18 protein-coding genes and 1 riboswitch are annotated in these 25220 nt (G+C 38.2%); of the genes, 1 reads left to right on the top strand and 17 read right to left on the bottom strand.

The window, feature by feature from the left end; translation table 11 throughout:
• Window positions 1-91: 91 nt before the first annotated feature.
• The 16 genes from ACN1CN_RS14480 to ACN1CN_RS14405 form a co-directional block, all read right to left on the bottom strand.
• Complete coding sequence (locus ACN1CN_RS14480; RefSeq protein WP_419136157.1) at window positions 92-1336, bottom strand: DUF4374 domain-containing protein; 1245 nt, start codon at window positions 1334-1336, stop codon at window positions 92-94.
• A 37-nt stretch (window positions 1337-1373) separates the two neighbouring features.
• Window positions 1374-3719: a TonB-dependent receptor gene (locus tag ACN1CN_RS14475; RefSeq protein WP_419136156.1), complete on the bottom strand. Its 2346-nt coding sequence runs from the start codon at window positions 3717-3719 to the stop codon at window positions 1374-1376.
• 293 nt (window positions 3720-4012) lie between these two features.
• Window positions 4013-5422 (bottom strand): pyridoxal phosphate-dependent decarboxylase family protein, encoded by a 1410-nt coding sequence (locus tag ACN1CN_RS14470; RefSeq protein ID WP_419136155.1) that lies wholly within the window; start codon window positions 5420-5422, stop codon window positions 4013-4015.
• A gap of 308 nt (window positions 5423-5730) precedes the next feature.
• Complete coding sequence (locus tag ACN1CN_RS14465; protein ID WP_419136154.1) at window positions 5731-6954, bottom strand: dicarboxylate/amino acid:cation symporter; 1224 nt, start codon at window positions 6952-6954, stop codon at window positions 5731-5733.
• Between the two features lie 177 nt (window positions 6955-7131).
• Window positions 7132-7788, bottom strand: coding sequence for a class I SAM-dependent methyltransferase (locus ACN1CN_RS14460; RefSeq protein WP_419136153.1), 657 nt, complete (start codon window positions 7786-7788; stop codon window positions 7132-7134).
• A gap of 284 nt (window positions 7789-8072) precedes the next feature.
• Complete coding sequence (gene metF / locus ACN1CN_RS14455; RefSeq protein ID WP_291285888.1) at window positions 8073-9029, bottom strand: methylenetetrahydrofolate reductase [NAD(P)H]; 957 nt, start codon at window positions 9027-9029, stop codon at window positions 8073-8075.
• 140 nt (window positions 9030-9169) lie between these two features.
• Window positions 9170-11845, bottom strand: coding sequence for a methionine synthase (metH, locus tag ACN1CN_RS14450; RefSeq protein WP_291285887.1), 2676 nt, complete (start codon window positions 11843-11845; stop codon window positions 9170-9172).
• Window positions 11846-12376: 531 nt separating this feature from the next.
• Window positions 12377-13381 carry a homocysteine S-methyltransferase family protein gene (locus ACN1CN_RS14445; RefSeq protein WP_419136152.1) on the bottom strand — a complete coding sequence of 335 codons (1005 nt, stop codon included), beginning with the start codon at window positions 13379-13381 and terminating at the stop codon, window positions 12377-12379.
• Window positions 13382-13657: 276 nt separating this feature from the next.
• A riboswitch (SAM riboswitch) is annotated at window positions 13658-13772 on the bottom strand.
• A gap of 693 nt (window positions 13773-14465) precedes the next feature.
• The gene (locus tag ACN1CN_RS14440) at window positions 14466-15518 is read right to left on the bottom strand and encodes an NAD(P)/FAD-dependent oxidoreductase (protein ID WP_264526205.1); all 1053 of its coding nucleotides are present in this window, start codon (window positions 15516-15518) and stop codon (window positions 14466-14468) included.
• 188 nt (window positions 15519-15706) lie between these two features.
• Entirely contained in the window at window positions 15707-16288 is a 582-nt protein-coding gene (locus tag ACN1CN_RS14435; protein WP_264526204.1) for a precorrin-2 dehydrogenase/sirohydrochlorin ferrochelatase family protein, read from the bottom strand.
• A gap of 105 nt (window positions 16289-16393) precedes the next feature.
• Entirely contained in the window at window positions 16394-17167 is a 774-nt protein-coding gene (gene cobA / locus ACN1CN_RS14430; RefSeq protein WP_419136151.1) for a uroporphyrinogen-III C-methyltransferase, read from the bottom strand.
• Window positions 17160-19250 carry a nitrite reductase gene (locus ACN1CN_RS14425; RefSeq protein WP_419136150.1) on the bottom strand — a complete coding sequence of 697 codons (2091 nt, stop codon included), beginning with the start codon at window positions 19248-19250 and terminating at the stop codon, window positions 17160-17162. The genes cobA and ACN1CN_RS14425 overlap by 8 nt, the downstream gene beginning before the upstream one ends.
• Window positions 19251-19347: 97 nt before the next feature.
• Window positions 19348-20592, bottom strand: coding sequence for a sulfate adenylyltransferase subunit 1 (locus ACN1CN_RS14420; RefSeq protein ID WP_419136149.1), 1245 nt, complete (start codon window positions 20590-20592; stop codon window positions 19348-19350).
• A 115-nt stretch (window positions 20593-20707) separates the two neighbouring features.
• Window positions 20708-21607: a sulfate adenylyltransferase subunit CysD gene (gene cysD / locus ACN1CN_RS14415; RefSeq protein ID WP_264526200.1), complete on the bottom strand. Its 900-nt coding sequence runs from the start codon at window positions 21605-21607 to the stop codon at window positions 20708-20710.
• Window positions 21608-21884: 277 nt separating this feature from the next.
• Window positions 21885-22595 carry a phosphoadenylyl-sulfate reductase gene (locus tag ACN1CN_RS14410; protein WP_419136148.1) on the bottom strand — a complete coding sequence of 237 codons (711 nt, stop codon included), beginning with the start codon at window positions 22593-22595 and terminating at the stop codon, window positions 21885-21887.
• A gap of 27 nt (window positions 22596-22622) precedes the next feature.
• On the bottom strand, window positions 22623-23525 hold the full coding sequence (locus tag ACN1CN_RS14405; RefSeq protein WP_264526199.1) for a sulfite exporter TauE/SafE family protein: 903 nt from the start codon (window positions 23523-23525) through the stop codon (window positions 22623-22625).
• Between the two features lie 311 nt (window positions 23526-23836).
• On the opposite strand from ACN1CN_RS14405, the gene ACN1CN_RS14400 reads away from it, so the two are divergent.
• Window positions 23837-24619, top strand: coding sequence for a sulfite exporter TauE/SafE family protein (locus tag ACN1CN_RS14400; RefSeq protein WP_419136147.1), 783 nt, complete (start codon window positions 23837-23839; stop codon window positions 24617-24619).
• Between the two features lie 108 nt (window positions 24620-24727).
• On the opposite strand, the gene ACN1CN_RS14395 is transcribed toward ACN1CN_RS14400, so the two are convergent.
• A complete protein-coding gene (locus ACN1CN_RS14395; protein WP_179003218.1) occupies window positions 24728-25138 on the bottom strand; it encodes an RrF2 family transcriptional regulator in 411 nt (136 codons plus the stop codon).
• Window positions 25139-25220 lie beyond the last annotated feature (82 nt).

Below are 25220 nucleotides of genomic sequence, written 5' to 3'. Positions count from 1 at the left end.
GCAATAATAATTAGGAACTAAGATGGTATTGATAAACAAAACGGTTTGAGGATTGTTTCGTAATCCTCAAACCGTTTAAAATTGCATTACTTTAGTAGGTAAGTTTACCAATTGAAGGCAAGTAAAGACCTTCTTTGATAAGCGCTCCGGCTTTTGCAGCACCGGTTGCAATATCAATTTGGTACACGCGGGCTTGTTCTCCTGTTACAAAACTTTTGTACGCTTTTCCGTTTTCTACAAACATACTTCCCAATCCGAAGAATTCATCTCCTCCATGATCCGGCAATCCTGTAACGGCTAAAATGGTTTTGGCAGATAAATCAAGTATAGCCGATTTGAAAATAGGTTTGGTACCAAGGAAACTATAAACGGAATTGACAGCATCAACCTCGTTAGGAATATAAGAGATAAAAACTTTTTCTCCTCCTAAAGGATACGCAGCAAGAACTTTTCCTTTTAAGGTACTTGACTGAAGGTCGAAAAAGTAACCCGGATCAAACTTGGCATCACCTTTTCTAATACGTAAAACTCCGGAAGAAACTCCTGTAACCGGATAACCTCCTGCACAGGCATTAGACGAGAATGTATACACATCTCCTGATTCTGTCTGAACAATTCCGGTATTGGTATAATAAAGTCCAATGGCGGTTGTTCTCGCATCTTTTATTGTACTTACATATTCCAAAGAAGGGTATTTGTAAACTCTTACCGTAGCATCCGATGATAATACTTTATTGGTTCCGTCACTAACATCTTTGGTATAAACCGGAACAAAAAGTTTATCTCCGGAAACCGCCGCTCCTGTTGGCCAGTATAATATTTTTTTATTTGCCGGATTAACGCTAAAATCGTTAAACTTACGACCATCGATAGAAACTGTAGTCGGATTGTAAATCATCAATTCATAATCGGATGAACTACCGTCCCAGGTTGCCCCAATATTGATCATTTTTTTATCGTCGGTATATCCTACAGCATACGAAGACTCAAAAGAAAGTTTATCTCCTGCTGCTAACTTTCCGGTATTATTCAAACGAAACGATACTGATCCTTCGTCTCCGGTACTTAGGGCAAAAAAGGTATTATTCACCGGAAAACAGCTTCCTTCCTGCTCGATTCCAACTCCTTTTGCACTAATTTCTCCGGTCATTAACTGATCTGTAGAATTAAAATCCAATATATACTGCGTATAATCGGCCAACCAGTACGATGCAACATATTTAGTTCCATTTACAGCTGGCGTTTCCTCTTTCGACGAATCATCACTGCTGCATGAAAAGGTAGATAATGACAGAAAAGCCAATGCAAAGCATTTTGCGAATTTGTTTACAAACATGATTATAATTATTTAAGGGGTTATTATTAAAATTGAATTACTGCAGAAAGTATCTGAACTTCACTGAAAAAGCACGTCCCGGTTTTTGAACCTTAAAGTAGTCGTACACCTTTACATCCGTAATGTTTCGACATTCGAAAGCCAGATTGTATTTGCCGTGCAGGAAAGAATAAGCCACCATGGCATTTTGTGTAAATTGCTCGGGGATTGCTTTTTTGGTTTCCAGACTTCCCAATACCGGCCATGTCAGATAAAAAGCATCGATATAATTGGCACTTACGTTTAAAGAAAGTTTATCGTCCTGATATCTGATATTTTTAAAATTAAACGTCAGGTCAGCATTTCCGTAGAAGATTGGAACGTTGGGCAATTGTGCGTTATACAAGGCGTCAGGACTGGTTGTTCCCGTTTTGAATTTGTTTTTATTGAGGCTCTTTTGATAGGTTCCGTTTACTTCAAAATTTACGAAGTCTTTATACCCGTATCTCAAAACACCGTCAACACCTGTTATTTGTACGTTTTGAAGGTTTTCATAAACAGTTTTGTCACCCTCTTGTCTTTCTCTGATAAAATCTTTTGCTTCTCTGTAAATGATACTCGTTTCGGCATTAAAATGATTTTTGCTGTTCTGTGTATTAAAAGCCAGCCCCAGATTGGCATTGTCACTACTTTCCGGTTTTAATCCGATGTTGCTATTTATGGTCAACCCGTCACCCAGCATTTCTGTAGCCGATGGCAAACGATAAGCATGCTCATAAGAACCTTTAATTTGAAATTGTTCGGACAAATGGTAGGCTGAAGTTGCACCATAACCATAATTTGTCGACGATAAAGATTGTGTTACATTGTTGACAATCATTTGAGTGGCCAAATCAAACATTTTTCCAAAACCCGAAATCGCCAATCGATTATCGAGACCACTAAAATTGTAACTCAGTCCCAGTATATTTTTATCAATAGTGGGTTCGCCCAGTTCAACAACTCTTAAGTATTCATTGGTTTCTTTACGTTTGTATCCTAAATAAGAGTAGTTAACCGCCAATGAATGCTGTTCATTTAGCTGATATTTTAGATTTGTTATGACCTGCGAATTGGTCTCATCATAAACGTACAGGGTTTTATTTCCTAGTTCCCCCTTATCATTGGTTCCGGCAAATTGTCGGTACACATAATTGCCTGTCCAGTCGTACACTCTTGACGAAGTATCAACAGAACGGTTATTTACTAAAGCATAAGTGGAGTTAACACTCAAGGACAATCCCTTCGTAAAAAGATCACTTTTTTTGAACTTCAGCGAAGTAATAAAACTTTCACTATCTGTAAAGGCCTGCCCTACGACTTTTTGCATTGTTCTTCCCTGCTGAATTTCCTTTTTGTTACCGGCTACCGCAAAACCAACAAGCAGATAATCGGCAAAACTTTTGTTTTTAAACCCGGCTTCGGCCATTATGGTTCCCGATTTATATGCATCATGAAAATGCTTGTATTTTTGTTCCGGCAGAAACTTCGAAGTATTCTTATCCACCACACTTACATCTACTTTATAATCGTTGTCAGCATAATTTGCAAAAGCGTTAATGTTGGCAATAAAACCATCTCTGCCCGAGAATCTGGTATTTATTGCGGCCCTGTGCGTGTTAAACGAACCGTAACTGTAAGAAGCATCAATGTAGCGGTTTACATTTTTGTTGGTAACAATATTCACAGCACCACCCAACGCATCTGCTCCCAGTTCTATAGGAACAACTCCTTTGTAAACATCGATTCGTTCGGCCATGTTTACCGGAATGTTGTTGAGCGTAAGGGCTGAACCGTAGCTGTCCATAGGTATTCCGTCCAGAAAGAATTTAACCTGATTGCCGGAGAAACCATTCAGCGAAAAGTTAAACGTGGATCCCAATCCTCCATATTCCCGAATGCGGACTCCGGTCGTTTTATTCAAAACCTGATTCAAATCAGCCGATGTGTTGTAGGTTTTCTTTAAATCTATGGCAGTAATGTTGTAAGCCTGCTCGCGTGCTCTTTGTACTTTGGACTTTCCGGTTACCGCAACTTCGTTTAAAGCCGCCATATCTTCTTCCATCGTAATATTTTGAGTTGGTTTTCCTCCCTGCTTCAAAAAAACTGCCGCTTCGGTTGTTTTATACCCTATATGAGTAACAAGCAAAGTATAATCTCCCGGTTCGGCACTAATTGTATATTCTCCTTTACTGTTGGTTAGGGTCGTATAGGCTGTTCCTTTTAAAGCTACCGAAACCCCTTCGGCTGTTTTCCCCAAATGGGTGACAATAACTCCGGTTAAATTTACTTTGTTCTTTTGCGAGTGCCCCTGAAGTGAAGTCAAAAAAATGGCGATCAAGAGCATTAATCTACTTATTTGCATCCGTTAAATTTTGGTTTGAAAATTAAATTAGCAACAAAATTAGGCTCTCAAAAGGGTTTTTCCTAACTATTTTTAATTATTCTAAATAAGAATAATAATTAACTTTTAAACCTAAGAATAAATAACGAACAGACTAATTCTTAAAGAATAATTAAATTTAGCTTAAACTTTCATTAAGATTTTCCGACATAAAAGCTAAAATTTCCGGAGTCCTTCTCCTTAAAATCTCAAAAAAGAACAAAAAAAAGCCCGATCACAATGCGATCGGGCTCTCAAAAATTCGTTTAACCGGATTAAAGATCCAGTTCAGAAATGGTGTTTTTTATTTCTTCCATAATGATTCTGATGTCATTTTCGGTGGTACGCCAATTGACAAATGACGCTCTGATTCCTTTACGGTTTTGATACACTGTTGGTGTCATAAATACTTTCCCACTATTATTTAAATGTGTCAAAAACTTACTTACATGTTCCTGATTGTCGTCTCCTCTTAGCGTAAAACAAACATTATTCAAGCGGATTGGGGCTAAAAGTTCAAAATTATCGTTTTCAATCAATGCGTTTGCAAAGTGCAGCGCCAATGAAGCACTTTTTTCTACAATGTCCTGAAACCCTTCTTTTCCGTACGCCAATAAAGAAAACCAAACTGGTAATGCTCTTAATCGGCGTGAATTTTCAGGTAACACGTTCAGGTAGTTAAAATTCTCGAGCGGGTTCCCTAAATAAGGGGCATTAGAATTCTGAAACGTTTCGATTTGCAGTCCGATGTGCTCTTTTTTAATCAAATAAAAAGCACTTTCGTAAGGCACGTTTAACCACTTATGGCAATCAATTGTAATACTGTCTGCTCCTTCCCATCCTTCTACAAGATGTCTGAATTTTTCAGAAACCGCAGCAAATCCGCCAAAAGCGGCATCGATATGCCACCAGAATTTGTATTTCTCTCTAAGTTTTGCGATGGCTGTAAAATCATCAAAATCGGCAGTATTAACGGTTCCTGCACTCGAAATCAGTAGGAATGGCTTTCCATTTAATTGCTCAATCTTCTTTTGCAGATCCTCGATATCAATTGCCTCGCGGTTGCCTTCTGCGGTTTTAAGTACAGTGTAATTGCTGCTGCCTATCCCCAACATCGATAAGCTTTTTACCGAAGAAGAATGAGGTGTCGCCGTTAAGATATTTACAGGTTCCGAAATTCCATTTTTAGCAAAGTCTTTTCCCAACTGCGCTCCCAGCCATTGTCTTGCCACACCCAGACAGGTAAAATTTGACATGGTCGCTCCCGTCACAAATCCTCCTAAAAAGGATTCCGGCAGTTCCAATAACTGTCGCAACAAATGAATGGTCTCGAACTCTATTAAAGCCGAAGTCCCTCCCTGCCCTTTTACTGCCTGCGTATTCTGATCGTATACAGTAGACAGCCAGTCGCCCACAATAGAGGCTGGTGTCGCCCCTCCCGTTACAAAACCTAAATATCTCGGACCAGGCGAAGCGACCATCAGAGGCGCCAGTCTTTCCTTAAATTCTTCCAAAGCCCCCAAGGATCCTAAACCTGTATCGTTTAATTTTCGGGTGGGGTCAATTGTTTTTGTACTGGAAGTGGGAACGTTTTCAAGATTGTCCAGAAATGCTATTCCGTGTTGTTTTGTTTTTTCGAGGATGTTTTCAAGATCGTTCAGATCATTTTGAAGTATTGAATTCATTGTAAACTACTTTTTTACGCCTAGCTGTGTTTCTCTACTGCCAAAAATTGGCACACGAATTTTACAGCTTAAGCAGATTAACGCTGATTTTAATATTAAGTTAATTTGTTGGGTGTGATTTATTTTAACACATAGTGACATAGGTTTCTGCGTGGAATTAAGGCATTTCACTTTTTATAAAACACAGAACACTATGCGAGAAAAACATGTTTCTTTTAGATATTCTTTTCACATCTCACAAAATCTACGTTCCTTTTTGGCTAATTACAACCAACAGATTACGTTAGATTTATTTTGAAAGATGCCCGCTACCACTTTGTTTTTTCGGAAAACCGCGAGACCATCATCGAACAAATGAGGTCACCGTTTGCATTTAAAAGGGTAGCAATTGGGTCGACTAAGGTTCCTAAAATCATGGCAACCGGCAAAGCCTGTTCCATTGGCAGTCCGTAAACTGTAATTGCCAGGACCTCGCCAATATAACCTCCATTTGGGATTCCACCTTCGACAATAGAAACGATTACCGTAATGCCCAACGCCAAAAGTATAGTTGAAGGCGCGGTGAAATCTTTACCAAACATGGCAAAAAGAACGGTAATTTTCAGAATAGACGACATGCTTGAACCGTCTTTGTGCAGTGGTGCTCCGAGCGGAATAACCAGATTTCTGACATGCTTTGGGATGTTCATCTTCTCGGCTCCTTCCAGATTTGCAGGAATGGTTGCAATACTGCTGCAGGTTCCAATGGCGGTTAAAGCGGGTGTGATATTATTGCTCCAGAATACGACAAAACCTCTCTTGCCTCCGGCCACTACCGCATACAAACTAAAAAACACAAAGAAGTAAAAGGTACAGGCGGCATAATAAACGCCCAATGGCTTGGCATAAACCCCAAACAATTGTGGTCCAAAAACACCAACCTGATAGGCAAAATAAGCCCCCAAACCAATTGGAGCCAATTTCATAATGAGGTTCAAAAGCTGCTTCATGACTTCGTTACCGGAATCTAAAAAGCTTCTGAAAGCACTTCCTTTTTCACCGGAGTGCAGACTCGAAAAACCAATTAAAAAAGAAAAGATGATAAGCGCCAGCATGCTTTTTCTGGACAGCAATTCAAAGAAATCATTTACGGTAACCAGTTGTGCTATTTGCTCGCCAACGCTTCCGGATTGAATGTTTTCTAACGGAACTTTAGACAATACTATGTTCTGATGAATCGGAAAAAGATAAACGGCGACAATCATTACGATTGCCGAGATCAAAATGGTCCCTAAAAAAACAGCAACCATTACCACGAACAGCTTCCCCAGCTTTTCTGTTTTTTCTAAACTGGCAATCGAAGACGCAATGGTAAAAAAGATTAAAGGAATGATTGCCGTAAAGAGCAGGTTCAGAAAAATATCTCCAAGCGGTTTTATGACTTCTACTTTTTCTCCGAAAACTAATCCCAAAATACTTCCGAGCAGGATTCCTCCCAGAAGCAATAAAATACTGCTGTAACTTTTTAGAAAATTGATCTTTTTAACCTCCATAATTTTAACGAATTACATTCAGAAATAGAAACTCAAAATAAAAATCAATGAAATTACTCAAAAAAAGAGTATTAAAACGGACTGTATCCTTTTTTAATTGCAAAGCACCAAATAAGTATAACGCTTTTGAAATATTTGAAAATAGGCGACAAAAAACTGCTGCTGAAGATGGAATAACTAGCGTTTTCCTAAAACGAGAGTTGTAAAATCCCGATCTACCAACTCACCTGTTTTACTTTTTACTTTTTCAGTCAGCGTTTCTTTGTGTACGATTTGAAAAGCAGTTTTCCCAATCAGTTTTTCTGCTTTTTCAGTACTGTAAAGTTCAAATTCAAACTGAGTAAACGGCAGCTGTTTCATGAAACTTTCTTCGGCAAAGGTGATGCAAAAAGTGCCTTTTGGCTGTAAAACTCTGTAAATTTCCGAGAGTAACTTCTCCGGTTCCTGCCAAAAGTAAATGGTGTTTACCGTGAATATTTTATCAAAAAAGGCCTCTTCGAATGGAATATCAGTTCCGTCATAAAGAGAAAAATGAGCCTGCTTTTTAGCCAAGGCCGCAGCATTAATTTGCTGGGCTTCCTGACACATTAACGCCGACATCTCAAGTCCGTAATAGGTTAGATCCTGAGCCTGGTTCACTATATATTCTAAGTGTCCGGCATTTCCATGACCCAATTCTAAAATTGTATTTCCAGCTGTTAATTGCAGATTTTGAACGGAATGGCGCGTCATATTGATGTTGGTTTCATGCATCATATTGGCCATTTCTATTCCTTTTTCTCCTGAAGGATGCTTTAGCTGTGACGCTATTGCCTGTAATTCTTCTTTTTTCATCCTCGTTACCTTTAAATTTTAATTCATCACGAAGCTTCGGAGCCAAATTCCAAGCTGTTTTTTGATTTACTACGCCAATTCGCTATCGCTCGAGTCTCCCTTCGGTCGAAATGACAAAAGGAACTCCACAAAATAAAGTGCCAATCTTTGTCGATTAGCGAGTGTGATTTCTCCCTACGGTCGAAATGACAAAAGAAACTCCGCATAGAAGGTTTTCAGTCCTTATCAAACCATTAATGTAATTTCTCCTTTCAGTCGAAATGACAAACGTTTGGCTTAAATTCTTAAAAAATATGGCTCGCAATCTGGCGGATATTCTCTGATTTCCCCATTGAGTAATAATGCAATACAGGAACTCCAGCAGCTTTTAACTCTAATGATTGCTGAATGGCCCACTCGATTCCAACTTGCTTGATTTCGGCATTATTTTTACATTTATCCACTGCATCAATCAAATCCTCTGGCAAGTCGATTCTAAAAATCTGCGGTAAAATCTGTAAGTGTCTTTGAACCGCAATTGGCTTGATTCCGGGAATAATTGGAATTGTGATACCAATTTCTCTTGCCTTTTCAACAAAAGCAAAATATTTCGCATTGTCAAAAAACATTTGTGTTACCACATAATCTGCGCCCGCATCAACCTTCTCTTTAAGTCTTTTTAAATCCGATTGTAAAGATGGGGATTCTAAATGTTTTTCGGGATAACCGGCAACACCAATACAAAAATCGGCTTTGTTATCAGCATCCATCACTTCATGCAGGTATTTTCCACTGTTTAAGTTGTTGATCTGACGAACCAGATCGATTGCAAAACTATTTCCACCGGCTTTTGGCACAAAAGACTGCTCGTCTTTCATAGCATCACCACGAAGTGCCATTACGTTATTGATTCCTAAATACTGACAGTCTACCAGCATGTATTCGGTTTCTTCCTGTGTAAAACCGCCACAAAGCAAGTGTGGTACGGTGTCCACATTATATTTATGTTTTATAGAAGCACAAATTCCAAGTGTACCCGGACGCATACGCGTTAGCTTTTTGTCTAAAAGCCCGTTGCCTTTATCAATATAGATATACTCTTCACGCGAAGTGGTTACATCGATAAATGGTGGTTTAAATTCCATCAAAGGATCGATGTTGTCATATAATTCCTGAATGCTTTTTCCTTTTTGAGGTGGAATAAGTTCAAACGAGAATAATGTATTTCCTTTCGCGTTTTCTATATGTTCTGTTACTTTCATTTTTTAAATTATGTGTTATGAATTATGTGTTTTGAAAAATTGTGTAAAAAATCTGAATCAAAAACATAAATCAAATATTCTTTTTGTTTCAGGTTTCAGGTTGTTCCGAAGAACCTGAAACTTAAAACTTGAAACCTTTTTTAGTCTGCTATATTAGGGTTTAACCATTTCATTGCGTAATCGGTTGGAACATTACGTCGTTTGGCATAATCAACCACCTGATCTTCTTTTATTTTCCCCAGTCCGAAATACTTACTTTCCGGGTTTCCAAAATAGTAACCCGAAACTGATGAAGCGGGCCACATCGCCATGCTTTCGGTCAGGGTCACGCCTATTTCTTTTTCTACATTTAAAAGCTTCCAGATTGTTGGTTTCTCCAAATGGTCAGGACAGGCCGGATAACCCGGAGCAGGACGAATTCCTTTGTAATCTTCAGAAATCATTTCTTCGGTGCTTAAGTTTTCATCTGATGAATACCCCCAAATTTCCTTACGTACTTTCTCATGAAGATATTCGGCGAAAGCCTCAGCAAAACGATCTGCCAATGCTTTTACCATAATCGAATTATAATCGTCCAAATCCTTTTCAAATTCAGCTGCCCATTCGTCAACACCAAAACCGGTTGTTACACAGAATGCGCCCATATAATCGACTTTCCCGCTTTCTTTTGGAGCGATAAAATCAGCCAGTGCAATATTGGGTGCCCCTTTTGTTTTTTGTGATTGCTGACGTAAAGTCAAAAATGTCTGTAATGGTTTTCCGTTTTCGTCGGTCAATTCGATATCATCATCGTTGATCTGATTGGCCGGAAATATTCCGTAGATCCCTTTTGCAGATAGTTTTTTCTCTTCTAAAATTACTTTCAACATTGCCTGAGCATCTTCAAAAACAGAAGTCGCTTCTTTCCCCACAACCTCATCGGTTAAAATTGCCGGATATTTACCAAACAATTCCCAGGTTCTGAAAAACGGTGTCCAGTCGATATACGGAACCAAAACGTCCAGGTCGACTTCAACAATCTGCTCTCCAATTATATTAGGCTTCACTGGATTAAAATTTTCCCAATCCAATTGCAATTTATTCTTACGGGCGTCTTCAATGTTCAGGAAATTTTTATCTCTTGAACGGTTCAGGAATGTTTCTCTAAAAGAATCATACTCTGCACGAATATCGCTTGCATATATCTTACGATTGTGATCTAATAAATTCCCTGCAACAGTAACAGCTCTCGAAGCATCGTTTACGTGAATTACAGTTTCTCTATATTGAGGCGCAATTTTCACGGCGGTATGCGCACGCGAAGTGGTTGCTCCACCAATCATAATCGGAATTTTAATTCCTTGTTTGTCTAGTTCTTTGGCCAGATACACCATTTCGTCAAGCGAAGGCGTAATCAATCCGCTTAATCCAATAATGTCTACATTGTGTTCTATGGCAGCCGCAATAATTTTTTCCGGAGGCACCATAACCCCAAGATCTACAATCTCGTAATTGTTACAGGCCAAAACCACCGAAACAATGTTTTTACCAATGTCGTGAACGTCTCCTTTTACAGTAGCCATCAGAATTTTTCCGTTTCCTTGTTTGTCTCCGGCCTGCTTGCTGGCTTCAATATAAGGCAATAAATAAGCTACGGCTTTTTTCATCACACGTGCCGATTTTACAACCTGCGGCAGGAACATTTTTCCGCTTCCGAACAAATCTCCCACGACATTCATTCCGGTCATCAAATTGATTTCGATAACTTCAATTGGTTTTGTAGCAGCCAAACGCGCTTCTTCTACATCTTCTTCAATAAAAGCATCCACTCCTTTTACCAACGAGTGCGTAATACGCTCCTGAACGGTTCCTAAACGCCATTCCTGAATTGCTTTTTCATCTGATTTTACTTCTCCTTTTACGTTCTCGGCAAAATCTAAAAGTCGTTCAGTTGCATCATCACGTCGGTCCAGAATTACGTCTTCCACGTGTTCCAGTAAATCTTTTGGAATATCATCGTAAATCGAAAGCATTTCCGGATTCACGATTCCCATAGTCATTCCGTTCTTGATGGCATGGTATAAAAATACCGAGTGCATCGCTTCACGAACGGTGTCATTTCCTCTGAAAGAAAACGAAACGTTACTTACTCCCCCGCTAATATGCGCGTGTGGTAAGTTATCACGAACCCATTTTGTTCCTCTAAAAAAGTCAATCGCATTCAGACGATGTTCTTCCATTCCGGTCGCAACCGGGAAAATATTCAAATCAAAAATGATATCCTGTGGAGGAAAATCAACTTTGTTTACCAGAATATCATACGAACGCTGACAAATTTCAACTCTTCGTTCGAAGTTATCAGCCTGGCCCACTTCGTCAAAAGCCATGATTATGGCTGCCGCTCCATAGCGCTTGATTAATTTAGCATGATGAATAAAGGCTTCTTCTCCTTCTTTTAACGAAATCGAGTTTACAACGCTTTTTCCCTGTACTACTTTAAGACCCGCCTCTATGATTTCCCATTTCGAACTGTCGATCATAATAGGTACTCTCGAAATGTCCGGTTCTGATGCAATTAAATTCAAAAATTTAGTCATTGCCTGAACACCATCCAGCATTCCTTCATCCATATTAATATCGATGATCTGTGCTCCTCCCTCTACTTGTTGTCTTGCAATATCAAGTGCCTCATCATATTTCTCTTCCTTGATTAAGCGAAGGAATTTTCTTGAACCTGTCACATTCGTACGCTCTCCAATGTTTACAAAAACGCTGGTGGGTGTAATAATTAACGGTTCTAATCCTGATAATACAAGGTCTCTTCTGTTTTCTGCCATTTTTCTTAAGGTACTAAGTTCCTAAGGTTCTTAGGTTCTGAGTTTTTTATTCTATTTTCTTTCCTATAGGGCTTCTAAAACCATGTAGGCATTTATGTTTATTAATTTGGGCGTGTTTCGCCGCGGCGAACCGGGCTATTCGCTACAAGTCCTCGACCAATTCCGTTATCACTGCATTGGTCTGTGGGCTTTTCACTGCTATCCCTCACGCAAAATCGGTTTCAAAATAATTTTACATTCTTCACGATTTCAATTACCGTTTTTGACATGTTTTTCATCAACGGAATAAATTCCGTTGCTACAAAATGTATCGTTCCTTCGGAACTTTTATTTCCATTTTGTTTTTTTATGCCAACACCTTATGTAATGTTTCGTTCCTACGGAACCCTTACTGATAAATCATTTTTTTCAACGGAATAAATTCCGTCGCTACAAAATGTATCGTTCCTTCGGAACTTTTTAAGAGCCTTAGGCTCAGGGCTATTTTGTAAGGATGGATTTTAATCCATCCGCGAAATCAATAAAATTGTATTACGCAAAAACCGGCGCTACTCTTGGCTTATAATCTTTTGCCACCTCAGCAATTAGTCGAATATGATCCGGAGTAGTTCCGCAACAGCCTCCAATAATATTGATTAAATTATCGTCTAAATATTCTTTGATTAAGGCTTGTGTCTGCTCCGGGGTTTCGTCATATTGCCCGAAAGCATTTGGCAAACCTGCATTTGGATGTGCCGAAACATTAAACTGTGTATGCTGCGATAAGGTTTTTAGGTAAGGTTTCAACAAATCGGCCCCTAAAGCACAATTAAAACCTACACTCAATAACGGAATATGAGATACCGAGATCAGAAATGCCTCCACCGTTTGTCCCGAAAGTGTTCTTCCAGAAGCATCCGTGATCGTTCCTGAAACCATGATTGGAATATCCAGATTACGTTCTTCTTTTACTTCTTCGATCGCAAAAAGTGCCGCTTTGGCATTTAGCGTATCAAAGATGGTTTCTACCAAAAGTAAGTCACATCCACCATCCATTAAGGCTTCTGCCTGCTGTTTGTAGGCAATTCGCAAATCATCGAACGTTACCGCTCTGTATCCCGGATCGTTTACGTCCGGAGACATACTTGCCGTTCTGTTTGTTGGTCCGATTGAACCAGCAACAAAACGTGGTTTGTCCGGATTTTTAGCGGTAAATTCATCTGCTACTTCACGGGCAATTTTAGCCGATTCGTAGTTCAATTCATAAACCAAATCTTCCAGGAAATAGTCGGCCATACCGATCGTAGTTCCTGAAAAAGTATTGGTTTCTACAATGTCTGCACCTGCTTCATAATAAGCAGCGTGAACATCGCGGATTGCTTGTGGTTGTGTTATGGATAGTAAATCGTTGTTCCCTTTTAAGGGATGAGGGAAATCTTTGAAACGCTCTCCTCTAAAATCTTCTTCCGAGAAATTATAGCGCTGCAACATCGTTCCCATTGCCCCGTCAAGGATTAGGATATTTTTTTTTATTGCTTCCTGAATTGTTATTGACATATTGTTTCCTCTTTTAGCTGCTGCCGCACTAAGGCGCTGAGCTGCTAAGTTTATTTAATTCTATTTCCGATCCTAAACCCGACAGGTTTTAAAAACCTGTCGGGTTTAAATTAGTCCCGATGCGTCAATATCCTCGTAATGAAACGAAAAGATATAGGCGAAAGCGGGAACTGTTGACTGCAAAAATGCGCCAATGATTCGCTCCTGTTACTAAATTGCTTTAGTAAATATTGTATGTTTTCTGGAAAAGTTTTGAGAAATACGTGTAATGTATTTGTGTTATCTATCTTAAATACAATGAATTTGTATTAAGTAGAATGTAGCACCTTCTTTATGATAAAGGGTTGCTAAGGTTTCATTGGGTCTTTCCCTCCGCCTTTCGTGATAACTGTCAATAATTTTAAGAACAGTGCAAAGTAAAGACATAAGCTTAACAATTGCAAGTTTTTTTTAAGTTTCTGAGGGGCTAAGGTTCTGAGGGACTAAGTTTAAAGTTTTCCCTATGTTTTTTGATACTGTTCTCACCTCTATAGTTGAGCTCCAGCAGAGCGACATTGCCTTTCTCTTGCTGATTTATGTATCGCCCCTCTGGGGCTTTTTTCACAAATACCTTTAATCCTATTCTACAAATATGTAATCCCTAAGGGATTAAAAAAAGTTTAGCTCCAAAGGAGCGTAATACTTATAGAAAAACAATTATACAAACAAAAGAGCTCCAGCGGAGCGACATTGCCTCTCTCTTGCTGGTTTATGTATCGCCCCTCCGGGGCTTTTTTACAAATACCTTTAATCCTATTCTACAAATGGATCATCTCTACGGGATTAAAAAAAAATTAGCTCCTAAGGAGCGTAATACTTATAGAAAAACAATTATACAAACAAATGAGCTCCAGCGGAGCGACATTGCCTTTCTCTTGCTGATTTACATATCGCCCCTCAGGGGCTTTTTTACAAATACCTTTAATCTTATTCTACAAATATGTCATCCCTAAGGGATTGAAAAAAAGCTCAAACTAAAAGTTTGAGCTTTACTATATTAAAAATCTTAGCGCCTTAGTCCCTTAGAACCTTAGCAACTTAAAGATTAAATGATCGCTTTAACAACTGCTTTCGGTGCTTCTTTACGAGTTCCGTCAAAACCGTCTACACCAGAAACTGTAGTATATTTTAAAACGTATTTTTTACCCGGATTGATAATCTGGTACGCTGCCTGACACATTAAAGTTGCTTCGTGGAATCCACAAAGAATCAGTTTTAATTTTCCTGGATAAGTGTTTACGTCTCCAATAGCGAAGATTCCCGGAATATTGGTTTGATAGTCTAATGCGTTATTTACTTTAATGGCATTTTTTTCGATTTCTAATCCCCAGTCTCCGATTGGTCCTAACTTTGGTGTAAGTCCGAAAAGCGGAATAAAATAATCCGTTTCGATTTTACGGTGTGCTCCGTTTTCTTCGATATCTAATGATTCAATATGCTCAGCACCATTGATTCCGATTACTTCTGCCGGTGTAATTAGTTTAATTTTTCCAGCAGTTTTTAATTCCTGTACTTTTTCTACAGAGTCTAAAGCTCCTCTGAATTCGTTTCTACGGTGAATCAAAGTAACTTCTGAAGCTACATTCGCCAAAAAGATACTCCAGTCTAATGCTGAATCTCCTCCTCCGGCAATTACCACTCTTTTGTCTCTGAATTTCTCCGGATTTTTGATGAAGTATTTTACTCCTTTATCTTCATAAAACTCAATATCTTCGATAAGTGGCTTACGTGGTTCAAAACTTCCAAGACCTCCGGCGATAGCAATAACCGGTGCGTGAAATTTAGTCCCTTTATTTGAGGTTACAATGAAACTTCCGTCTTCTTGTTTGTCAATCGTTTCTGCACGCTCTCCTAAAGTAAAACCAGGCTCAAATTGTTTGATTTGCTCTTGCAGTCCGTCAATCAAATCTCCTGCTAATACTTCCGGAAATCCAGGAATATCATAAATAGGCTTTTTTGGATACAATTCTGAAAGTTGCCCTCCCGCTTGTGGCAAAGCATCTAAAATATGACATTTTAATTTTAATAATCCTGCCTCGAAAACGGCAAATAAACCTGTTGGGCCTGCTCCAATTATAAGTATATCTGTTTTAATCATTATGTTGTTGTTTATAATCATTCTTAATAATGCAAAGGAACGAATAATTTATTCTATTTTCAATGATTTTTGTCATTGATTTCTTTGCGGAAATTTTTACTCTTTATTTTTTAATGAAGCGGTTATCTCGTTCATCCATCGGGTTAAAACCCGACGCTACAATAGGAACCGTTCTTTCGGAACTATTACTATTCCTTATTTTTCAATGAAGCGGTTATCTCGTTCATTCTTTTAACCTTTTCTTCAAAATTACCTTTTAATGTCTTTCGATATTCATTAAGGTTTTCAACCATTGTATTGATATCTTCAGGAATTACCTCTTCAAAAAACTCCCTGAGCCTTTTGGCTGTTGTTGGTGATTTTCCGTTGGTCGAAATGGCAATTTTTACATTCCCTTTCGTTACAATTCCTCCCAGATAATAATCACACAAATCCGGTGTATCGGCTATGTTGCAAATCAAATAACGCTTTCGGGATAATTCGTATACCTTTTTATTGACTTTTAAATCGTCGGTACAGGCAATTACCATATGGCGTTTTTTGAGCATTTTCTTTTTGAACTTCGATTTTGTCAATGTAATCGAAGGATGTTTCTCGGCCAAAACCTTTATTTCTAAATGAAAATTTGGTGCTACCACCTCAACATTTGCATTCGGACTCGACTTTAGTAAAAAAGAGAGCTTTTCTAATCCAACATTTCCTCCGCCAACAATGAGAACATTCAGATTGTGAAGTTTCAGGAATACAGGATATAATTCGTTTTGTTCCATTTTAATTTTTATTACCGGTGCAAAGTTCGCACAGAACAATTTATCATGCAAACATCGGGTTAAAACCTAAAGCTGCAAAATTGGTTGTTCCTGACGAGACAATTACTAACGAATCATTTCTTTCGAGAGAAATTCTTCATAAAATCCTTTCAGTTTATTGCTTTCGCGAACAACCTCTCCAAGAACAATAATGGCAGGCGAACTCAGTTTTTTCTCTTTTACGATTTCTAAAATCGAATCTACCGTTCCTACACCCACTTTTTCATCGGCCAATGTTCCGTTTTGAATAATCGCTACGGGCAAATTTCCTTTGCTTTCTTTATGAAACAAATCAATAATCTGAGGCAATTTGTGCATTCCCATCAAAATTACGACTGTTGCAGATGATTGTGCCGCCAACGCAACATCCGAAGACAATTTCCTGTCAGAAGTTGTACCGGTTATGGCCCAGAAGCTTTCCGAAACACCTCTTTTGGTAATCGATATTCCCTGACTTGCCGGAACTGCCACTACCGAAGATATTCCGGGAACTACAAACGTCTCTATTCCGAAACTTTCTATAAATTCAATTTCTTCACTTCCACGTCCAAAAATAAACGGGTCCCCCCCTTTTAAACGCACAACGTTACCATAAGTCAACGCATTATCGACAATCAATTGATTGATCTGATCCTGCGTGTAAGCATGATTCCCTATTTTTTTCCCTACAAAAATACGGATTGCATTTTTAGGAGCGTGTGCTAATATTTCTTCATTGGCCAATGCATCGTACAAAACCACATTCGCTTCAGCAAGTGCTTTTACAGCTTTGAGCGTAAGCAAATCCGGATCGCCGGGACCCGCACCAACTAAAGTTACTTTTGGTTTGATATTAAGCATTTTCTAATTCTTGAGCTCTATATTTTTCTATGGTATCAAAAAATGCAATTCCTTCCTGAATGTATTGTTTTGCAAAAGCTTCTGAAGGCTGTGTTGTATTGATTTGATACACTAATTCTCTGAATGACGTTGCCAGTTCAATTTTACCGGTTGCAATGAAAACGGTATCAAATAAATCAACGATTCCTGCGTGATTGTTTGTTTTTTCGTTTTCAGAAAGCAGTAACGCTTTGGCACCGTTTACAAATCCGGCGTAAGCATGATAAATAGCATCCGACCATTTGTTTTCATCAAAAGATTCCTGAGCAAAAGTTAGTTTGTCTTTGGCTTCCAGCAATAAAGTAGCCACCAAATCAATTACCACTCCGGCACATTCTCCCACTCCAACTGCTTTTACGTAATTGTCGGCATTACCCCAATCTACAAAATCAGCTTCGGTTAAATTTGTTACATCTGACAAAGGTTTTAAGATTTCATAGAAATATTTTTCTCCTTTTTCATCATAGTAATTCAGGAATTTTTGTCCGTTTGCATTCGCATTAAAATCATTTAAAATGGTACGCAAAGCATCCGGTCCTCTTCGGCTTGGAATTTTGATTACTTTATCAGCAAAACGTCCTGCCCCATTTCCTAATCTTCCTCCGCCTAACAAAACCTGTAAAGCAGGAGCTACCAATTTTCCAGAATTGATTGACATTCCCTGAAAACCAATTGCCGACATATTGTGCTGCCCACAAGCATTCATACAACCACTGATTTTGATTTCAATTTCGCGGTTGTTTAAATACTGAGGATATTCAGCACTTAATACTTTCTCTAATTCTTCTGCAATTCCGGTACTACTTGCAATCCCCAAATTGCAAGTATCTGTACCCGGACATGCTGTAATATCTGCTGTTGAATTATACCCCAAATGAACAAAGTTCAGCTTGGCTAATTCCTGATAGAAGAATGGTAAGTTTGCTTCTTTCACATGACGTATTACAATATTTTGACGCAATGAAAAACGAAGTTCATTTGCAGCATAGTTTTTAATTAAATCAGCTAATAATCGGGCTTTATCGGTGTAAAAATCTCCTAATAAAACTTTGATTCCAATAGCATAATAACCTGCTTGTTTCTGAGCGATTACATTTGATTTTTTCCAGGCTTCATAAGCTGCTGTATCTTCAATTGTAACTTGCGGAACTTCTAATAACGGTTCCGGAATTGGTCCGTCAAAAGCAGTTGTATCAATTTCGTACGTTTCAAAAGCGATTGCTTTTTTCTCTTTTTCAACCAGATCAAGGAAAACATCTCTTCCCATTTCTTTGATTAAGAATTTCATACGGGCTTTCATTCTTTTTGCACGTTCACCGTATCGGTCAAAAATACGAATGATCCCTTCTGCCGTTGGAATAATCTGATTCGCCGGTACAAACTCTGAAAGCAATTCGGCATGAGCCGGCTGAGAACCTAATCCTCCCCCAAACATGATTTTGAAACCACGCTCGCCATTGACAATTTTTGGAATAAATCCTAAATCGTGCAAATAACTCAAAGCAGTATCTTCGTCTGAAGATGAGAACGAAATTTTGAATTTACGTCCCATTTCCTGACAGATTGGGTTTCTTAACAGATATTGAAATAAGGCGTGCGCATAAGGCGAAACGTCAAACGATTCGTTTACGTCTACACCTGCTAACTCGCTTCCGGTAATGTTTCTAACGGTATTCCCGCAAGCTTCACGTAAGGTAACATCGTCTTTAGCCAAATTTGCCCAAAGCTCCGGAGTTCTGTCCAGACTTACATAGTGAATCTGAATGTCCTGACGTGTCGTAATGTGCAAACGTCCTGTAGAATATTCATCAGAAACTTTTGTAATACGAATCAATTGTTCGCTCGTTACTTTACCATAAGGCAATTTAATACGAATCATTTGAACCCCTTCCTGACGCTGCCCGTAAATTCCGCGCGCTAAACGAAGACTACGAAAACGTTCATCATCAATTTTTCCTCCACGGAACAAATGAATCTTTTTTTCTAAATCGATAATCTCTTTCTGAACTACCGGATTTTCTATTTCTGTTCTAAAACTTTCCATTTTCTTTCTCTTGCTTTAGGCTTTAAGCTGTATGCTTTAGGCTTTTTTAACTTTGTGTTTTTAGCTTACAGCATATGGCTTAAAGCTTATAGCAGGTTTACCTTATGAATCCTACTCCTGCCGTTGTATTGGTTGCTGTATCAATTAAGATAAATGCCCCGTTTGATTTATTGTCGTTGTAGGCATCAAAATATAAAGGCTTGCTTAATTTGATGCTTACTTCTCCAATTTCGTTGATTGCTAATTGTGAAGCTTCTTTTGTTCCGGAATAATCCGTTGAGATGGTATTTTTGATACTTTCAACTTTTGCCAAAACCGAATTGGTGTTGTGCTGAACGATATATTTTGTACCCGGAACCAGTTTTTTACTGTCCATCCAGCATACTGTTGTGTTTATTTCTTTTTCAATTTTCGGAAGCTCTAACGATTTTACAATCATATCACCTCTTGTCACATTGATATCATTTTCTAGTTCGATGGTAATCGAAGAACCTGCGACAGCCTCATCAAATTGCTTATCGAAAAAATGAATTTTAGTTACTTTTGATTCTGTTAAAGAAGGCAATACGGTAACCGCATCTCCTACTTTTAAAGAGTTTCCGTACAGCTTTCCTGCATAACCTCTAAAGTCGTGGTATTCTTCTGTTTTAGGACGAATCACAGTCTGAACCGGGAAACGTGCTTTTCCTGCTTCAAAAACATCTGAAGAATGCAGTCCTTCCAAATGCTCCAGAACCGTTTGCCCATCGTACCATTTCATGTTCTCCGATTTATCCACTACGTTTCCTCCGTTGATCGCACTTAGCGGAATGTAGCTTACATTTTGTTCTTTGAAAGTACTCTTAGCATTTAAGGCCTGGAAATCGGCTTTGATTTTATTGAAAACTTCCTCCGAATAATCCACTAAGTCCATTTTATTGATCGCAACGATTACCTCTTTTACTCTCAATAAATTATTAATAAAAAAGTGACGGTACGTTTGCTCAATTACTCCTTTTCTCGCATCAATTAAGATGATCGATACTTGTGAAGTTGAAGCTCCCGTTACCATGTTTCTGGTATATTCTACGTGACCCGGGGTATCGGCAATGATGTAACTTTTCTTTGCAGTCGAAAAATAAATATGCGCTACATCAATCGTAATTCCCTGCTCTCTTTCAGCTACTAATCCATCCGTTGCCAATGAAAAATCAAGGTAATCGTATCCTTTTTGCTTGCTGCTTTTCTCAATCGCTTCAATCTTATCTGTTGTCAATGATTTTGTATCGTACAATAATCTTCCGATCAAAGTACTTTTTCCGTCATCTACACTTCCTGCTGTTGCTATTTTTAAAACTTCCATTCTGTATTTTTTGTTTCAGGTTTCAAGTTTCAGGTTTCCTCAAAACTTATAAATCTGTATGTTTTTTTGATCTTTACTTTTTAATTAATAATTTATAATTCACAATTAATAATTATTAAAAATACCCTTGTTGTTTTCTCTTTTCCATTGCAGCTTCAGAACGTTTATCATCAATTCTGGCTCCTCTTTCTGAGATAGTTGAAGTTCTGATTTCTCCAACTACTTCCTCAATGGTTGCTGCATAAGATTCAACAGCTGCCGTACAGCTCATATCTCCAACGGTTCTGAAGCGAACAATTCTTTCTTCGATTTGTTCGTCTTCTTCCTGGTACACAAAAGGAGAATGTGACCAGATCAAACCGTCTCTCAAAAAAACTTTTCTTTTATGCGAAAAATAAATAGACGGAATCTCGATGTGCTCTTTCTCGATATAACTCCATACATCTAATTCTGTCCAGTTTGAAATTGGGAAAACACGAACGTTTTGACCGTTCTCTATTTTTCCATTCAGAATATCAAATAATTCCGGACGCTGATTTTTCTCATCCCACTGACCAAAATCGTCACGAACGGAGAAAATACGCTCTTTTGCTCTTGCCTTTTCCTCATCACGACGTGCTCCACCAATACAGGCATCAAACTTAAATTCTTCAATGGCATCTAAAAGTGTTGTAGTCTGCAGGCTGTTTCTACTGGAATATTTACCCGTTTCTTCAACCACTTTTCCTTCATCAATAGCATCCTGAACATTACGTACGATTAATTCCAATCCTAATTCTTCCACCAATTTATCTCTGAAAGCGATAGTCTCAGGGAAATTATGTCCCGTATCAACGTGCAAAAGAGGAAACGGAATTTTTGCCGGGAAAAATGCTTTTTGTGCCAAACGCACTAATGTTATCGAATCTTTTCCTCCAGAAAAAAGCAAAACCGGTTTATCGAACTGTGAAATTACTTCTCTGAAAATGTATATTGCTTCGCTCTCTAAAGCGTTTGTTTTTAATACTGAACTCATTTTGTTTTTTTGTTTGATATTTTTTAGCCTCAGGTTTTAGATCTTAAATTTTGTGAGTTGCCCTAAAACCTTCCTCTATTTATTCTGTTATTATCCTCTCTTCAACGGGTTAAAATCCGTTGCTACATTATAAATCCTTTTCCCATTCCCATCGGGTTAAAACCCGACGCTATAATATGGATCGTTCCTTCGTCATCATCGGGTTGAAACCCGAAGCTACAATATGGGGCGTTCCTTCGGAACTCAAAATCTATATTCTCTAGCTTCTTTCTTCTACTTACTCTTTTTTAGCGCTATGCAAACCACATTCTTTATGACTTGATTCCCACCACCATCTTCCGGCTCTGATATCTTCACCCGGGAAAATTGCTCTGGTACAAGGCGCACAACCAATGCTTACAAAACCTTGCTTGTGTAAAGCATTTTGAGGAACATTGTTTTCTGATAAATAAACCTCAACCTCTTCTAAAGTCCATTTTAGTAATGGGTTGAACTTTATAATTTCAAAACCTCCGTCGTATTCAAACAATTGCAAATCATTTCTATTCTCCGACTGCTCTGCTCTTAAACCTGTGATCCAAATGGAATTTCCTGCCAACGCTTTTCGTAACGGAACTACTTTTCGAATGAAACAGCATTCTTTTCTGTTCTCAACTGAATCATAAAAACTGTTTGGGCCTTTATGTTTTAGTAAATTTTCTACTGCTGTTGCTTCCGGAAAATAAACCTCAATCGGTTTTTTGTATTTTTTTAATGTCTTGTGAAAAACGTCATACGTTTCCTGAAATAATCTTCCGGTATCTAGTGTGAAAATGGAAATGTCCTGATTGCTTTTTGCAATAAAATCAGTGATAACCTGATCTTCCTGTCCAAAAGATGTTGAAAAAATTACTTTCCCCGGATATTCAGCTGCTAAAAAAGCTAAGGTTTCATCAAGTGAAAAGTCTTTCGTTTTATCTAATAATGATTGTATAATAGTCGCACTCATATTCTCTTTCTTTCCTTCTAAAAAATATTACAATAATTTAGATAATGTTTTTAAACTCAATAGTATAATTAAAACTCCAACTGCAATCATCATTGGTTTTCTTTTGATTTTATTTAAAAGATAAGCTCCTAATGGTGCTGCAATTACACCTCCTAAAATCAAACCTATAATAACCTGCCAACCGTGGATTCCTCCAAAAAGCATGAAAGTTAAACCGCTTGCAAACGAAATTGCAAACTCAGCAGCATTTACAGAACCTATGGTATATCTTGGGTTTCTTCCTCTTCCTAATAAGGTTGAAGTCACTATCGGCCCCCAGCCTCCGCCTCCAACTGAATCCATAAAACCTCCAAAGACAGCCAGAAATCCTAATTTTTTAGTTTTCTTTTTGACGATCTTTTTAACTAAGGCTTTTCGAATAATTATAAGCGCCAAAACAATCATATAAACTGCAATAAAAGGCTTTATAATATCACCGTTAATAACATCCGACAATAAATAAGCTCCAATTATTGAACCTAAAACACCCGGAATCAATAAATGCTTGACCAGCTTTTTATTGATATTTCCAAATCGGTGATGAGAAAGTGCCGATGCTCCCGTAGTAAACATTTCCGACACGTGAACCGCAGTACTGCTAATCACTGGCGGAACTCCGTAGGCCAATAAAAAGGATGTGGAAGTTGCTCCATAACCCATTCCTAAAGTCCCGTCGACCAATTGTGCAAAAACTCCAATGGCAAAAAACACTAAAAACTCCTGATTGAAACCATCAATAAACGCATCCCACGAAAATTCAGCATGGTGATTGTAGATCAACGTTGTCAACAAACCGATTAGTAAAACAGCCGGTACTAAAACCCACAATCTTTCTTTTATTGCTGTATCAGACTTAACTGCTACGGTATTTATTTTTAGCTCTTTTTCCATTTTAATGGTTCGTTTTATTTTAAAAATCCATTACCCTATCGGGTTAGTAGATTGAATGGCAAAATTACTACTTATTTCTAAATATCAAAACAATATTTGATATTTTTACGTGGCTATTTGATATAAGGCTAATGGAGTGCCCCACACAAAGGTATCAACAAATCATTCTCACAAGTAAAAAAACTCATTATATTGTATTTCAACACTATAGCTCTTAAACTTTTCGTATTCTTAGAATACCTTTTTTAAAGTCTACCACATCTATAGGATAATTATAAAATTGTTGCTATTTTTACCTCAAATTTTTATTCATGGATTTTCAAATAGGTCTTGTAATTGCGGGTTTAGTTGTAGGTTTTGTCGTAGGTCTGACGGGTGTTGGAGGCGGCTCTTTGATGACTCCCATTTTATTATGGTTTGGCATCCCTCCAACGACAGCAGTTGGTACCGATTTATTGTATGCTGCTTTTACCAAAATGGGAGGCGTTTTTGTACATCATAAAAAAGGCAACATCAATTGGTCTATTACAGGCTGGCTCACTCTGGGCAGCGTTCCTGCCGCTTTGCTGACTTTATGGATCCTAAACAGTATCAAAACAGATATTACTACTATAAATGCGGTCATCAAATACAGTTTGGGATGGGCGCTACTGTTTACTTCGATTGCCATACTATTCAAGAAAAGACTATTGGTGTTTTCGCAGAAACATGCGGGTGACAAATTTCACAGTGAAAGTCACACACAAAATATGCTGACGGTTGGAATTGGAGTTTTACTGGGCGCAACCGTAACCCTTACTTCGATTGGAGCCGGAGCACTTGGCACCGTTACTTTGTTTTTCTTATATCCGCTCTTGCCTACTCCGCGTTTGGTAGGAACCGAAATCGCACACGCCGTACCTTTGACACTGGTCGCCGGAATCGGACATGCCTCAATGGGAAATTTAGACCTTATTTTATTGGGACAATTGTTACTAGGATCACTCCCTGGAATTTTTATAGGAAGTATGTTAAGTGGAAAAGTACCCGATTTATTTCTTAGAAATGCGATTGCCGTAATGCTTTTTCTGGCCGGTTATAAATTGATTTTTTAAATTAATTACAGGCTTTCAAAATAAAATCTGAACTCAAAAAGAAAAGACCATTTCATTAAGAATATTGAAATGGTCTTTTTTTATAGAAATTCTGAAGGGGAAATCGAATTAAAATGCGATATCCGCCAACGAGTTACTTTCAAGAATTTTGAGGGTATTATCCCTAACCTCCGTCATTAATCGTCGTGCAGCACAGCTTGCCTCATCATCGCAGTCGTCGCATCTTTCATAAAAATTATGACTTGCACAGGGAAGCAATGCAATAGGTCCCTCGAGAATACGATACACCTTAGCCATACTAATATCTTTGGGGTCTTTTATCAGATAATAACCGCCGCCTTTTCCTTTTTTAGCTCCCAGAAAACCTGAGTTCCTAAGCAGCAGCAAAATACTTTCTAAAAACTTAATCGAAATATGTTCACTTTTCGCAATTTCAGCAATTTGTACAGGCTCATTGTTTTCACGTCTGGCCAGATAAGTTAAAGCTTTAATTCCGTATTTTGTTTTCTTTGAGAGCACGTTCTATCTATTTTAATTGCGGATTGCCAATTTTAGGCTTTTGACCTAAAACAACAATCGTCTAGTTTTTCTGCCACAAAAA

Origin of the sequence: Flavobacterium sp. T12S277, assembly GCF_048514875.1 — a bacterium.
Lineage (GTDB): Bacteria > Bacteroidota > Bacteroidia > Flavobacteriales > Flavobacteriaceae > Flavobacterium.
This window is presented reverse-complemented; position numbering and strand designations above follow the sequence as displayed.

What these genes read in the sequence shown, in the direction of transcription:
- metH (WP_291285887.1), bottom strand. Translation starts at nt 11,845, where the DNA reads ATGGCAGAAAACAGAAGAGACCTTGTATTATCAGGATTAGAACCGTTA.
- metF (WP_291285888.1), bottom strand. Translation starts at nt 9,029, where the DNA reads ATGAAAGTAACAGAACATATAGAAAACGCGAAAGGAAATACATTATTC.
- ACN1CN_RS14405 (WP_264526199.1), bottom strand. Translation starts at nt 23,525, where the DNA reads ATGGAAAAAGAGCTAAAAATAAATACCGTAGCAGTTAAGTCTGATACA.
- ACN1CN_RS14420 (WP_419136149.1), bottom strand. Translation starts at nt 20,592, where the DNA reads ATGGAAGTTTTAAAAATAGCAACAGCAGGAAGTGTAGATGACGGAAAA.
- ACN1CN_RS14425 (WP_419136150.1), bottom strand. Translation starts at nt 19,250, where the DNA reads ATGGAAAGTTTTAGAACAGAAATAGAAAATCCGGTAGTTCAGAAAGAG.
- ACN1CN_RS14445 (WP_419136152.1), bottom strand. Translation starts at nt 13,381, where the DNA reads ATGTCAATAACAATTCAGGAAGCAATAAAAAAAAATATCCTAATCCTT.
- ACN1CN_RS14470 (WP_419136155.1), bottom strand. Translation starts at nt 5,422, where the DNA reads ATGAATTCAATACTTCAAAATGATCTGAACGATCTTGAAAACATCCTC.
- ACN1CN_RS14480 (WP_419136157.1), bottom strand. Translation starts at nt 1,336, where the DNA reads ATGTTTGTAAACAAATTCGCAAAATGCTTTGCATTGGCTTTTCTGTCA.
- ACN1CN_RS14465 (WP_419136154.1), bottom strand. Translation starts at nt 6,954, where the DNA reads ATGGAGGTTAAAAAGATCAATTTTCTAAAAAGTTACAGCAGTATTTTA.
- ACN1CN_RS14475 (WP_419136156.1), bottom strand. Translation starts at nt 3,719, where the DNA reads ATGCAAATAAGTAGATTAATGCTCTTGATCGCCATTTTTTTGACTTCA.
- ACN1CN_RS14410 (WP_419136148.1), bottom strand. Translation starts at nt 22,595, where the DNA reads ATGAGTGCGACTATTATACAATCATTATTAGATAAAACGAAAGACTTT.
- cobA (WP_419136151.1), bottom strand. Translation starts at nt 17,167, where the DNA reads ATGCTTAATATCAAACCAAAAGTAACTTTAGTTGGTGCGGGTCCCGGC.
- cysD (WP_264526200.1), bottom strand. Translation starts at nt 21,607, where the DNA reads ATGAGTTCAGTATTAAAAACAAACGCTTTAGAGAGCGAAGCAATATAC.
- ACN1CN_RS14435 (WP_264526204.1), bottom strand. Translation starts at nt 16,288, where the DNA reads ATGGAACAAAACGAATTATATCCTGTATTCCTGAAACTTCACAATCTG.
- ACN1CN_RS14440 (WP_264526205.1), bottom strand. Translation starts at nt 15,518, where the DNA reads ATGATTAAAACAGATATACTTATAATTGGAGCAGGCCCAACAGGTTTA.
- ACN1CN_RS14460 (WP_419136153.1), bottom strand. Translation starts at nt 7,788, where the DNA reads ATGAAAAAAGAAGAATTACAGGCAATAGCGTCACAGCTAAAGCATCCT.
- ACN1CN_RS14400 (WP_419136147.1), top strand. Translation starts at nt 23,837, where the DNA reads ATGGATTTTCAAATAGGTCTTGTAATTGCGGGTTTAGTTGTAGGTTTT.